The organism is Francisella opportunistica, from assembly GCF_003347135.1.
GTDB lineage: Bacteria > Pseudomonadota > Gammaproteobacteria > Francisellales > Francisellaceae > Francisella > Francisella opportunistica.
The window spans coordinates 1,633,240-1,646,604 of record NZ_CP022377.1 but is presented as its reverse complement, the minus strand read 5'-3'; the positions used below and the strand labels follow the sequence as shown (position 1 = coordinate 1,646,604).

Sequence of the window (13,365 nt, the reverse complement as noted above, 5' to 3'; positions counted from 1 at the left end):
TTAGTAGCTTAATTTTTCTTTAGTTTTTCCTCTGAAAATATAATACGCATAGCTAGTATAAAGCAATAATAAAGGAATCATTATAATTGCTGGGATTAAGGTAAATAGTAATGTTGTATCACTAGCTTGAGCTTGGGTATATGTTATTTGATAAGGGATGAGATATGGGAATATTAATGTTAACATACTTACATAAGTTAGTATGAATATTGCTACTGCTAGCCAGTAAGGTAGAGCATGATTTTTTGCTTCAATAACTTTGATAAGTATTAAGAAGCTAATTATAGTAAGTACAAATAATTCTATTAATATTACCATTTTATATAAGTTATCTAAAGGTAGTTTGACATATAAAGGAGTCATCCCACCAATTATTAGCATTAGAACAGCTAGGATAAGACAGCATACTTTAGCAAGTTGTTTAGATTTTGCAAATAACTCTCCTTCAGTCTTTAATATCAAGCGTGTTGCTCCAAGTAGGCTATAGCCAAATACTAATGTAATACCTGTGACAGCAGAGAAACCAATATTATAAAAGTGAGTATGAGGAAAGCCAACAATTAGTTCACCAACTATATAACCTTGAAGGAATGTAGCTACAAGTGATGAAATAAAGAATAACTTATCCCAATTTTTTATACCTTTTTGTGAAGATTTTAGCCTAAATTCAAAGCATATTCCTCTTAATAATATCATTACTACTAATAGTATTGCTGATAGGTAAATTTTGGGAAAGATATACGCAAAAGCTATTGGAAACATTCCATAGAAACATGCTAGTGCAAACACAAGCCATGTTTGGTTACCATCCCATGTTGGTAGTAATATACTTGTTGCTATATCTTTTTGGTGGTCATCTAAAAGTGGGAATAATACCCCCATTCCTAGTGCAAAACCATCCAAGATCACATATAGTAGTAGTGCAAAAGCAATTATTATTAGCCAAATTAATCCTAAATCCATAACTTACTCCTCTTCACCTGTGTTCTTTTCGACTGATTGGAAATATGAGTAAGGCATTCTTTCTTCTCCATCAGTGCTTGGCCCGCCATTAATAATTCTAAATAAATACTTGAAGTAGAAGTACCCAAATATAATAAAGTAGACAATAATTATTGAAAAGAGTGAGGCAAAAACTTGCCAAAAATTAAGATCACTAACTGAATATTGTGTTCTAAGAATGTTGTATACTACCCAAGGTTGTCTACCAAATTCAGCAGTGAACCAGCCGGTAATAATTGCGACAAACCCTAAAGGTGTGGTTAATGTACAAATTTTTAGAAACCACTTTGATGATTCTAATTTCTTTCTTGATAGCAACAAAGTTCCAAATAAGCCTATTAATATCATTAATATACCTATACCAACCATTATTCTAAAGCTATAAAACACTACAGCTACTACAGGCCTATCTTTCTCAGGTACTGATTTTAGTCCTATAAGCTTACCATTAAGTTCATGTGTATTAATTAAAGACGCTAATTTAGGGATTTCTATAGCAAACAAGTTCTTCTCTTGTGCTTCACTTGGGTAAGCAAAGATTACAAAAGGAGCACCTTTTTGGGTATCCCAAACACCTTCTATGGCAGCTGTTTTTAGTGGTTGGTTCTTATGAACTTCTCTACCAACATCATCACCGATTATAAGCTGGCTTACACTTAGTATAAGAATTAAAGTTACTGCAAATTTAATACAAATTTTGGCAAAAGCATGATATTTATTTTTGATAAGATAGTATGCACTAACCCCTAAGATTACCATTAAGGTACTTAGGTATGCCGCCATAAGCATATGGATAAATCTAGGTATCACTGAAGGATTAAATATGACATGGTACCAACTATAAACTTCAAATTTGCCATTTATATAATTCACACCATCTGGAGTTTGCATCCAAGAGTTTGCTGATAATATCCAGAAAGCTGAGAGTGTAACTCCAGCAAATATAGTAAAGTTAGCTAAGAAGTGAACATACTTGTTAATTCTTCCCCAACCAAAAAGCATTATCCCTAAGGCACCTGCCTCTATAAAGAATGCTGTTAATACCTCATAAGTGAATAATGAACCAAGCACAGGACCTACTTTTTCAGCAAATCCAGCCCAATTGGCACCAAACTGGAACTCCATCACAATTCCAGAGACAACACCCATACCAAATGTTAAAGCAAATACTTTTGTCCAAAATTTGACAATAGACAAATATTTATCATTTTTTGTAAATAGCCACAGAGCTTCAAAAATCATCAAAAATGTTGATAACCCGATACTAAATGCTGGGAATAAAATATGAAAGCTTACAGTGAACGCAAATTGTATTCTTGATAGAATCTCGACCCAGTACATATGAGAACCTCATTTATTCTTGAATAACCTTTTACGTAAAGATTGTCATAACTTAGAAATATTCTCAAGCTTACTCTAGTAATATTAATAAAATATAATGTTATTTAGGCTATTTTTATCAATATAATATAACTTATAAAGATTAGGCAAAAAATTTTGGAGAAGTGTTATGAGAATATTAATAGCGGGAGGCTCGGGTTTTATTGGTGGAGAGCTATCTAAATATTTAAGCAGTAGACATGAGTTAACACTATTAACTAGAATAGCAAAACAAAATTTAGGTGCCTACAAATATCTCATAACATGGCAGCAGTTGACACAAGAAAATATTGCTAATTATGATATTATCATAAACTTATGCGGCTATAATATTGGTAAGAAACGCTGGGGTAGAACGGTTAAAAACAAAATATTATCAAGCCGTATAGAACCAACAAATAAACTTATACAGCTGATAGGTGATAAAAATATCTGGTTAATAAATGCCAGCGCAATTGGCTACTATAACTTTTCTAAATTAGCACAAGATGAAGATAATCATGATAGAAGTTATGATGGGCTTAATTTTGGTCAAGAAGTTGTTGATCAATGGGAGAAGTGTTTAGTTGATTCTCAGTTACAAAGGTATACTATTCTGCGCTTTGGGGTTGTCATTGGTAATGGTGGGGTGCTTGGGAAAATGGCACTACCAGCTAAGTTTGGCTTTTTAATTATGTTTGGCGATGGCCATAACTATATGAGTTGGGTAAGTGCGTATGATTTATCACGAGCTATTGAATTTATCATCGATAAGAAACTAGACGGTAAAGGAGTATTTAACTTAACTGCACCAAACGCATCTCAGCATAAGCTCTTAGTTGAACTTCTAAGAAAATATCTAGCTAAAAAGCGTATTATCAAAATACCCGCAGCTATAGTAAAGCTTATATTTGGCCAAATGGGTGAAGAGTTACTTCTTTCAAACCAAAATATCAAGCCTACAAAATTACAATCTTTGGGGTTTATTTTTGAAGATTCACAGCTACAGCAAGCTTTAGAAAGGTATATTTAATCTTCGTGCCTATGATCTATAGGGATTTTGACAGTGACAGTTATACCTTTTTGGCAAATATTGTTTTTAGCAAAAATACTGCCATTATGAAGTCTAACAATTTCTGAAACAATTGCTAAGCCTAGGCCACTACCTTCTTCTCCAGTGCCTGTCTCACGATAGAATCTATCAAAAATGCGCTCAATATTTGCTGGAGGTACACCAATTCCATTATCTTTTATTTCAACGATTATATTATTTTCTTCTTGGTATGAGCTAATTTCAATAAGACCGCCTTTTTGTGTATATTTGATAGCGTTTGAGATTAGATTTTTAAATAGTATTCCAAGTAGATAATCGTTACTATAACAATGTAAAAGCTGTTGTGATGGATAAAAGACTATTTCAATATTCTTCTCTATAGCTTTGATAGCGTTCTCAGCAATAAAAGTCTCGAGAACTTTATTTATCATAAGCTTTTTGCCAAATGTAATCTGTTCATTAGGTTGAATTCTACTTAATGTCAATAGCTGGTCAATAATATGAGAATATCTATTTGTTGAGTTTTTGATCCGTTCAAGCTTTTGTTTGATTTCATCTATATCATTTGATGCCAGAGCTATTTCAACAAGCGTTTTGACTCCAGCTATTGGAGTTTTAAGCTCATGAGCTGCATCGCCTGAGAAACGTTTTTCTCTTTCAAGAGTCTCGTGGAACTTTTCTATTAGCGAATTAATTTGGTCAACAATAGATTTTATCTCATATGGTATAACATCTTCATCGAGCTTTTCATTTTTACGAGGATTTATTTTAGCAACACGTTTATTTATACGCTCTAGCGGGTGAAGAGCTGTCTTTAGGATATAGTAGATAAATCCAATAAGTACGATATAAGTTGATGCTAAAAGTATCGCAAATTTAAAGATTATTTGGCGTGATATTCTGTCTTTGATAGTGTTATTAGCAAAAACTGTAATAAGGTTACCATTATCAGTCTTTAGAGTATAGGTATACCAATTTTTCTGTCTTTCTTCACCTTCAGTATATACCCATTCAAACCCTGTTGTAGATGTTATACCATCATAGTTTTTATGAAACCTTGGTAAATTAGAAGTTTTTAGTAAGAGTTTTTTGTGTTTACGATCGTATATAATAAAACCGACACTTTTATTATAGTTTTTTATATTTAAGAAAGAATGTGAGATTCTATTCATTATCATATGAGTAGTATTTTCATCATCTTCTAGAGGATAGATCTTTAGTATAGTTTCAATAACTTCAGCAGCAGTTTTTAGCTGATAATCAAATAGTGAATCATTTTGGTGCTTAACTTGGTAGAAGCTAAAAATTGATATAACCAGCATAAACACAGCAAAAAAGCTTGCGAACGAAACGACAAGAAAACTTAGTATCGAGCTTTCTTTTTTGTTTTTAAAAAACATATTTAACTAAAACAATTTACATTTAGCACAATTATAATCAATTTTGAATTTTATTATTAGTTTTATAATTGCTATAATTAAACATAATTATTTATAAATTATAAGAAGTATAGTTTTTGTTAAATCGTGTGAATATGATAACCAAACCCTTTTATACAAAATACTATGAATGTGCAGCTTTATATTTCTATACCCAAGAAAATCTAAGGTTTGATGTGGTTATCACATGCCCTCATGCCGAGCTTGGTAGGAGTTTTGTTGAGTTTGATTTTCCTGCTATTGGACAGCTTGTTAAGCTTAGCAAGGAGGATTTTAATGATTTTTTGGCGATAGAGTATGATTTTGGTACTCACTCACTTAGCCATGCGATAGCCGAAAAACTCTATGTAAAATATGGCTTATATACCTTAGTTGCTGAACCTTCTTTTCCTCGTTCAATATTAGATGCTGGAAGATTGTTTCCTAACTGCTTAAGAAATATTATCGATTATGATCAGCATCCAGAATTAAAACAAGCACTTATCAAGCTATATGATCAATATATGCAAAAATTATGTCATATTGTAGCCGTGGCAAAAAGCTACAATGCTATTTCGATAGATTTGCATACAATGTCTAGCTATTCTCCAAATGTAATACAAGAAAGATATTCTGAAGCAGTTATAGAAACACCACATACACTAAATGAGTATATACAGTTATATAAAAATGCTCATAAAGAGGGTGAAAAAAGAGTCACAGAGCTTTTTACTGGAGATGCACGTAATGGCATATTTGCCTCTAAAGGATTACTGGAGAATTTATCATATGAGCTTCAACAAATTGGTATTGAGGTAGAGTACGATAAACCGTATATTCTCGCAGAGCATTTAGTAGCACATTATCTTGTTTGTGAATTAGAGACTGTCTGTATTGATATACCTAAGGATCTTTTGTCTAAAACAACAACAGATGATGAGTACTATGATATAGCTAATCTAGAAATAGATCAAAATAAGTTAATTCTGATAGCGGAAGCTTTTGCTAAAGCTATTGTGAGTATGCAAAAACAAAAAAATTAAAAGGTGCATAGTACAATGACAAAAAAGACAACAAACGCTATTTCTGAGAGAATTTGGGGCAAAAAAGCTATCCATATACCAAATACTACCGATATATATGGTGCTGACCTTGTAAGCTCATTTGTAAATAAATATGTTACGCGTACATTATGTCTTTTAGCGAAAGATCATAAGATAATATTGCCTAAAAAAACACAGCCTGAAGTTGAAAAAATTATTAGCTATTTTAATGATATTGGCCTTAGTTATATAACTATGGATAATTTCATCTTTTTGGATAAGTTAATGGAGCACTATAGATTATCAACTATAGTAATGAATTACGCAGATCAGATACAAGAGTTTAGTGATTCTGAATATACGCATTTAGTCCCATTTACTGCAGCAACAGCTATTGAACTACTTGGTATAAAATACAATAAAAATTATGGCTTGCCTGAAGCATTATCACAGTTTTTAAATGATAAGTCTTTTCTTAGACAGATGCTTCATGATAAGGGGATACTAGTTCCTAGTGTTAATATAGTATCTACAGTCAGTGATGATGATTACGTTAAAAAAGCTCTAGAAATATATCGTGAGTATGAAAATAAAGGAATCTATGAGTGTGCAGTAATTATGCCACGAGCATGTTCTGGGTACGGTATTCATAGGTTTGAGAGTGAAAAAGAGCTAAGGGATATTTTAAAGCTTATGCGCAGAGTCGAAGTATTTATGATAGATCCCTGGCTTGATAACCTTGGTTCACCAGCCTTTCAAGTAAGTATTGCCGATATAAAAGAAGATGATATTTGTTTGGGTTTAAGTGATCAGATGCTTGATGGTCAAACTCATCTAGGTAATAAATACAAGTCCAAGTTTAGTCAAGAACCTACTGTGATTGAGTTGTGTGCACAGATGACAGAAATATTGCGTGATATGGGCGTCAGAGGTATAGTGGGAGTTGATCTTCTTATACGAGAAATTAATGGTCAAATAGTTCCTTATGTACTTGAGGTAAATGCAAGACAAACAGGGGCAATATATGCAGGGTTCTTAGCTTATGAGTTGCGTAACGGTGAGCATAAGCCTTGGGTAGGACATAATAATGTCTTAGTACCTAAAGGCTCAACTATTGATGATTATCATCAATATCTTAAAGCTAATGGTGTTGATTATAACTATGGTGACAGTGAAGGGGTCATTATTACTTGTATTGGTAATCTTGATTTAAATAATAAGGTTATGATCCTAGTTATAGCAGATACTGACGAGCGTCTTGATGAAATTCTTAATATTGCGACATCTTTCAAATAAATCTCTTTATTAACTTACTAACTGATTTATAAACTAATTAATAGTATTAATGTAAAGAGCTTTGGATAAAATACTAGCAAATCTAGGCACAGTATACACATTTATCTTCAAGGCTGATGGACTTTTTGCTAGAGCACAGTATGACCCACACTTAACAATTGAAGATGATGGCAAACTAACTGATAAGAATTTGCTTGGTCATTTTTTACGTAACTCCAGTTACTTAACCAACAAAGTTACTTAAATCCATACCTTGAAAGTTTGAAATATATACAGGATTAAATATTTTTTAGTGATCAAGGTCAGCTTGTATTTGTTTAGGTATAAGCATAGCAATTGGTAGACACACTAACAAGAATATTATTACCATATCCAGAGCATTTTGATAACTTGTGATGGTATATATAGTCTTTGAGTTTGCTATAAATGTGCCAAAGTGAGTAAGGATGTATCCAACAAGTGGTAGTAAAATAATTGGTACAAAGTTGTTTATCATATTTACACCTGCTGTTGCCGAGCCAGTAGTTCCTTTGGGAGAGATTATTTTAGCTATTCCAAATGTTACAGCTTGAGGACCAGCTGCAGCTCCAAGTAAGAAATACAATACTGTAAACATCGATAAATTCATTGGTACATAAAGTATAATAGCTAAAATGACAGCAAGCGAGACTATACTTAAAACTAGCATGAGGCGATATCTATTTGTCAGTGAAGCAATAATTGCAGCAATTGTAAAGCCTACAGCAGCTCCTATAAATAGCACGCCATTAAAATGTGATGCAAGTTCTTGGCTTAGACCAAATTTAGCTTGAATTAGCCCTACACCCCATAAAGAGCCTAAAACATTAATTGGAATAAACAGTACTGCACCAATAATACTTGCTGCCCAGAATTTTAGTTTACAGAAGATTTTTACTACTTTAACTATAGTTTCTTTAAAATTAGCTTCACTTAAATGCGTAAATTTCACAACATGTTTAGGATTATCACGAATAAATATAATGATAAGCAATAATATACCAATACCAATATATGTAAATACAGCGTTACCATCTCTCCAGCCAAGCTCAGAAACTAAGCTAGAAAGCATCATATCCGTGACTAAACCTCCTAGTATACCAACAACTGTTGCAAAGCCTATAAACGTGGAAAAAAACTTCTCCGGAAGCCACATTCCAGCCATTTTTGCAGCTCCTATAAAGCCAAATGCAGAACCTGCTCCCATCAGTATTCTACCTGTGAATGCTATTTCATAGTAGTTAGTAGCTGAAAATAAGTAGTTCCCTAACACACAAAAAGCAGTAGCAAAACTAATCACTAATGTACGATTATATTTGTCGAGTATAACTCCTGCTGGTATTTGCATGATTGTATAAGATACAAAGTATGCTGATGATAGCATACCTAATTCTGTATGGCTAATCCCGAAATCACTAATTAAATCATTACCCATAACGCTTGGAGCAGCACGAATAAAAAAGTCATAACTGTAATTAAGCGTTGCAATTAGGCATATTATCCAAGCCAAAGTGACCAAGGTTTTTGTATTTGGTAAATGTGATTTATTCATAATTTGCTTTAGATTGATGTCTTAACATTATTAAGGATACCAAAGAGTTATTAATTATCCAAGTAATAAGATAATTATGCTTTGGTTTTTCATCTAATATTTTATAGTTAAGAAATAGATAATTAGAGTAGTGAATTATTTTATTTGATCAATTATTTTTTGCTGTTCAGCGTCAGTTTTGACTGATTTAGATTTATCACTAGCTATATACATATATACTACAGGTAGTACGAATAATGAGAATATCGCACCAATAACTAGACCACTTGAAATAACTACACCAATACAGTTTCTACTGATAGCACCAGCTCCAGATGAGGTTACAAGAGGTATTACACCAACTACCATTGCTGATACAGTCATTAATATTGGTCTTAGACGTTGAGAAGATGATGTAACAATTGCATCATATTTGTTCATTCCTTCATGTTTTTGTAGGTGGTTGGCAAACTCAACGACCATGATACCTTGCTTTGATATTAAGCCTATTAAAGTAACCAGACCTAGCTGAGTATATATATTTAAAGACGCCCAATCAGCTCCTAAATATTGTCCAACATAGAGTGGAATTAACGCTCCAGAAATTGCCATTGGAATAGTAACTAGGATTACCAATGAGTCTCTAAAGCTTTCAAATTGTGCTGATAATGCCAAGAATATAAGTACAATCGCAAATGCAAATGCGACCATCATCGTATTACCATTTTCGATATATTGACGCGCTGAACCTGAGAAGTTATACGAGAAACCTTCTGGTAACATGCTTCTAACGACACTTTGAACATATTCAATAGCTTGTCCTTGAGTTACGCCGGGAGCCATAACAGCTGAAATTGTTGATGCGTTTAACTGTTGGAAAGTATTTAGAGTAAGAGGCTGTCCTTCTGTTTTGAAAGTTATTAAAGCTGATAATGGCACCTCAGAGTCAAATAAATTACCGATCTCATCGGAACGAATATAGATATTACTAAGTTGTTCTTGAGTAAGCATTTCATTCCTAGCTAATTGCGGAATAACTTGGAAACTATAACCTTTTAAGAAGAAGTAGTTAATATAACCTCCAGCATATGAGTAACCTAGAGTTTTAGCAATATCAGACATTGTAATGCCTAAAATTCCGGCTTTATCACGATCGATATTAATATCAACAACTGGATTATCGAACTTAAGGTCGCTTTGAGCAAATACAAACAAGCCACTTTTCATCATTTTATCAATGATTTTATTGGTAATTTCATCAATAGCTTCATAGTCATTAACACTTTGTACAACTAATGAAAGTGGAGCCCCACGTGGGATACCTGGTAAAGCAGGTGTTTGGTATGTATATGTTTGAATACCAGGTAATTCGGTAACTTTTGCTTGAGCAATATTTGCAGCTTGCTGTTGTGATACTTTTCGCTCATCCCAAGGCTTCATAATAAAGCCGCCAAAAATTATATTAGAACCCATTACACCATTAAGAATGAAGGTATTTTGTCTGCCTGGAACATCATCAAGTGTGCTTGCTAATTTTTTACCAAAAGTTTCTAAATAGTTGATGTTTGCTGATGAAGGTGCTTGTCCCATAATTCCTAAAAAGCCCATATCTTCATTTGGAGCTAATTCAGATTTGATACCTTTACCCATTATAAAGCAACTAGCTAAAACTATAACTCCAACGATTGCTATAGCTGGTTTGATATCTAAAACAAACTTCAGTAAAGACTTATACTTTGCTGCGAGTTTACTAAAAACATTATCAATAACTTTAACTAACTTATTACTCATCATTTCCCGGTTAAGAACTTTTGAGCACATCATTGGTGAGAGTGTATAAGCAACCACACCAGAGATAAGCACAGCACCAGCAAGTGAGTAAGCAAACTCTGTGAAAAGTTGCCCAGTAAAACCACCCATCATACCAATAGGAGCATATACGACTATTAATGTTAATGTCATTAGTATAACTGGATTGGCAATTTCTCGCGCACCTTTAATTGCAGCAGCAAAAGGCTCCATGCCTTCTTCAATATGACGGTAAATATTCTCTAGAACAACAATTGCATCATCAACCACTAATCCTATAGCTAGAATCATCGCTAATAATGTAAGTAGATTAATTGAGAATCCCATAATACTCATAAGGAAAAAGGAGCCTATAATTGATAAGGGAATAGCAATTATTGGTACAATAATAGCTCTTAATGATCCTAAAAATAGGAACATTACTACTGATACGATAATTACAGCCTCAAGAAGTGTATGTAAAACTTCATCAATCGAACTTTCAATATATAAAGTACTATTGTAAGCAACATTAACATCTAAGCCATTAGGTAGAGAGGCTTTAATATCTGGGAGACTTTTAACCAACCGATCGACAACTTCTAGAGGATTATCTTCAGGTGAAACAACAGCACCAGCAAGTACTGCATTTTTACCATCAAAGTATACCGAAGAGTTATAGTTTTGCGCACCTAGTTCTACTTTAGCAACATCTTTAAGGCGGACTATTTGATTATCACTTTTCTTAATAATCAGATTTCTATATTCTTGAGCAGTAGACATGCTGGTCTCAGGATTTAGCGTATAGTTCAGGTATGGTCCTTGGATTTGTCCACCTGCTGAGACTAAACTATTTGAGCCTATAGCTGTAGCTAGTTCAGTGGGTGTTATACCATATTCAGCCATACGAGTCTTATTTGGATAAATACGCATTGCATATGGCATATTACCCCATACATTAATTTCTGATAAACCACCTTGAGCAAGTAGTTTTGGAGTAAGTTCGGAGTTGATATATGCAGAAATTTCTGAGGTATTCATGGTTTTGCTAGTGAAAGCTAAAATCAAAGAAGGGAAATTATCTGCAGGATTTAGTTTGATAGCGGGAGAGTATGCATCTTGTGGTAGCTGATTGAGTACAGAGTTAACATTTTGTACCACTTCTGAAAGTACATCATTTGTATTGTATCCAAGTTTTACATATACAGTGATTGTACTAGTCCCTAGCGCAGACTCAGAAGTCATATAGTCAATACCTTTTGATGAACCAACTGCAGCTTCTAAAGGTCTAGTGACAAACGCTTGAATAGTTGCGGGGTTTGCTCCAGGATATGATGTTGTAACTGTAATTGTTGCACTATCCATGTAAGGATACTGTCTAACCTGAAGTTTAAAAAATGAACCAACCCCAACAACAATAATCATAAAGCTTATTGAAAGGGATAATACTGGCCTTCTGATAAAAAGATCAATCAGACGCATTACTAAATTCCTTGCTTATATATGTTGTTGTCAATTTCTACACTATTATTTAAAATAGCATTCATTCCTTTATGCACTTTATTTTGACCGGATGTGACAATAGTTGTGTCTGGCTCTAGACCTTTAACTAAAGCTAAATTATTTCTTGTCTCAAGTACTTCAATATTTACTTGTCCTACTTTATATAGTGTTTTATCAGTATTGATAGTTTTCATACCACCATCAGCGGTAGATGTATAAGACGCTTTTACTGGCTGACCATCTTTTATTTCAGGTTCTAAGGTAAATACTGATTGACCGTAGAGACTATATGAAATAGCATTGCGAGGTATCACGATAGAGTCCTTTCTCACCGGTAAGCTAACATGAACAGTTAAAAACATTCCAGGGACAATCTTATGATGAGAGTTTGCATAAGTTGCTTGGACAGTAATTGATCTGTTAGAGTCATTAATAAAAGAGTTAATTGCAGTTATTTTTCCAGTAAAAGTTTCACCAGGGTAAGAGTCAGAGTAGAAATTTATCTCCTGGCCAACATTTATCATACTTACTTTATTTTGAGGTACTGGGAATGTAATAAAAATAGGGTCAATTGTAGTAAGTGTTGCAGCGTTATCACCATTGTTGAAATATTGTCCTAAACTAATATTTCTAATACCGATCTTACCATCAAAAGGCGCTCTAACTTCTTTAAAGCCTATTTGTGACTCTATATTCTCTACTTGGGCTAGTGCAGATAAATAATCAGCATTAGCTTTATCTGCTGACTCTTTGGAAGTTGCTCTTTGCTCAACGAGCTTGTTGTAACGATCTTTAGTTATTTTTGCTAATTTGAGTTTTGATAAAGCTTCTTCAAGGTTAGCTTTAAGCTGGCTGGTATCTAGTTTAAAGAGTAGATCGCCTTTTTTAACTTCTTGACCACTCTTAAAATGAATTTCGCTAACAATACCACCAGACTGAGAAGATATTCCTGTAGATTGAACTGCTTGAGCTTCACCGATAGTGTTAATAATCTGTTTCCAGTCAGTTTTCTCAACTACTGATGATGTTACTGCAACAGGTTGAGGTACATATGCTGCCATGCCTTTTTTAATCATGCTTTGAATAAATTCAGCAAAACCAAAAATACCACCAAAAAGTATTAGTGTTGCAACTACAACGGCAATTGATGCAATTCTCTTATTTTTGAGTTTAGAGAGTTTGTTTTTAACATAGTTGATTTGGAAGATGAAATACACAATTGCTAAAGATATTCCAAGCTTTCCAAGCACAAGCCAGGCTAGTATTATAGTTGCTGCGACAAAAATAAAATAGTTTCTTTTGCTTGAGTTGATTTTTTGTCTAATGTCTAAAAAAGCTTTCTTAAAATCCACA

Annotated in this window: 10 protein-coding genes; 4 read left to right on the top strand and 6 right to left on the bottom strand. The window is 33.5% G+C overall.

Annotation, left to right across the window (positions count from 1 at the left end):
• Together CGC45_RS08070 and CGC45_RS08065 are read right to left on the bottom strand one after the other, a co-directional pair.
• Window positions 1–963 carry a cytochrome d ubiquinol oxidase subunit II gene (locus CGC45_RS08070; RefSeq protein ID WP_071629780.1) on the bottom strand — a complete coding sequence of 321 codons (963 nt, stop codon included), beginning with the start codon at window positions 961–963 and terminating at the stop codon, window positions 1–3.
• A gap of 3 nt (window positions 964–966) precedes the next feature.
• On the bottom strand, window positions 967–2,343 hold the full coding sequence (locus tag CGC45_RS08065) for a cytochrome ubiquinol oxidase subunit I (protein ID WP_071629779.1): 1,377 nt from the start codon (window positions 2,341–2,343) through the stop codon (window positions 967–969).
• Between the two features lie 169 nt (window positions 2,344–2,512).
• On the opposite strand from CGC45_RS08065, the gene CGC45_RS08060 reads away from it, so the two are divergent.
• On the top strand, window positions 2,513–3,394 hold the full coding sequence (locus tag CGC45_RS08060) for a TIGR01777 family oxidoreductase (RefSeq protein ID WP_071629778.1): 882 nt from the start codon (window positions 2,513–2,515) through the stop codon (window positions 3,392–3,394).
• Here the strand turns inward: CGC45_RS08060 and CGC45_RS08055 are convergent.
• Window positions 3,391–4,815: a sensor histidine kinase gene (locus tag CGC45_RS08055; RefSeq protein WP_071629777.1), complete on the bottom strand. Its 1,425-nt coding sequence runs from the start codon at window positions 4,813–4,815 to the stop codon at window positions 3,391–3,393. The genes CGC45_RS08060 and CGC45_RS08055 overlap by 4 nt on opposite strands.
• Window positions 4,816–4,931: 116 nt before the next feature.
• Between CGC45_RS08055 and CGC45_RS08050 the strand changes: the two genes are divergently transcribed.
• From CGC45_RS08050 to CGC45_RS08035, 3 genes are all read left to right on the top strand, one after another.
• The gene (locus CGC45_RS08050) at window positions 4,932–5,876 is read left to right on the top strand and encodes a hypothetical protein (protein ID WP_084387455.1); all 945 of its coding nucleotides are present in this window, start codon (window positions 4,932–4,934) and stop codon (window positions 5,874–5,876) included.
• 15 nt (window positions 5,877–5,891) lie between these two features.
• On the top strand, window positions 5,892–7,172 hold the full coding sequence (locus CGC45_RS08040; protein ID WP_071629776.1) for an ATP-grasp domain-containing protein: 1,281 nt from the start codon (window positions 5,892–5,894) through the stop codon (window positions 7,170–7,172).
• 61 nt (window positions 7,173–7,233) lie between these two features.
• A complete protein-coding gene (locus CGC45_RS08035) occupies window positions 7,234–7,416 on the top strand; it encodes a hypothetical protein (protein ID WP_071629775.1) in 183 nt (60 codons plus the stop codon).
• Window positions 7,417–7,461: 45 nt separating this feature from the next.
• Here CGC45_RS08035 and CGC45_RS08030 read toward each other — a convergent pair whose 3' ends face one another.
• The 3 genes from CGC45_RS08030 to CGC45_RS08020 all read right to left on the bottom strand — a co-directional run bounded on the left by CGC45_RS08030 (window position 7,462) and on the right by CGC45_RS08020 (window position 13,364).
• Window positions 7,462–8,742, bottom strand: a complete 1,281-nt coding sequence (locus CGC45_RS08030; RefSeq protein WP_071629774.1) for an MFS transporter — start codon at window positions 8,740–8,742, stop codon at window positions 7,462–7,464.
• A 135-nt stretch (window positions 8,743–8,877) separates the two neighbouring features.
• Entirely contained in the window at window positions 8,878–11,991 is a 3,114-nt protein-coding gene (locus CGC45_RS08025) for an efflux RND transporter permease subunit (RefSeq protein WP_071629773.1), read from the bottom strand.
• 2 nt (window positions 11,992–11,993) lie between these two features.
• Window positions 11,994–13,364, bottom strand: a complete 1,371-nt coding sequence (locus CGC45_RS08020) for an efflux RND transporter periplasmic adaptor subunit (protein WP_071629772.1) — start codon at window positions 13,362–13,364, stop codon at window positions 11,994–11,996.
• Window position 13,365 lies beyond the last annotated feature (1 nt).

What these genes read in the sequence shown, in the direction of transcription:
- CGC45_RS08060 (WP_071629778.1), top strand. Translation starts at nt 2,513, where the DNA reads ATGAGAATATTAATAGCGGGAGGCTCGGGTTTTATTGGTGGAGAGCTA.
- CGC45_RS08065 (WP_071629779.1), bottom strand. Translation starts at nt 2,343, where the DNA reads ATGTACTGGGTCGAGATTCTATCAAGAATACAATTTGCGTTCACTGTA.
- CGC45_RS08030 (WP_071629774.1), bottom strand. Translation starts at nt 8,742, where the DNA reads ATGAATAAATCACATTTACCAAATACAAAAACCTTGGTCACTTTGGCT.
- CGC45_RS08040 (WP_071629776.1), top strand. Translation starts at nt 5,892, where the DNA reads ATGACAAAAAAGACAACAAACGCTATTTCTGAGAGAATTTGGGGCAAA.
- CGC45_RS08070 (WP_071629780.1), bottom strand. Translation starts at nt 963, where the DNA reads ATGGATTTAGGATTAATTTGGCTAATAATAATTGCTTTTGCACTACTA.
- CGC45_RS08055 (WP_071629777.1), bottom strand. Translation starts at nt 4,815, where the DNA reads ATGTTTTTTAAAAACAAAAAAGAAAGCTCGATACTAAGTTTTCTTGTC.
- CGC45_RS08025 (WP_071629773.1), bottom strand. Translation starts at nt 11,991, where the DNA reads ATGCGTCTGATTGATCTTTTTATCAGAAGGCCAGTATTATCCCTTTCA.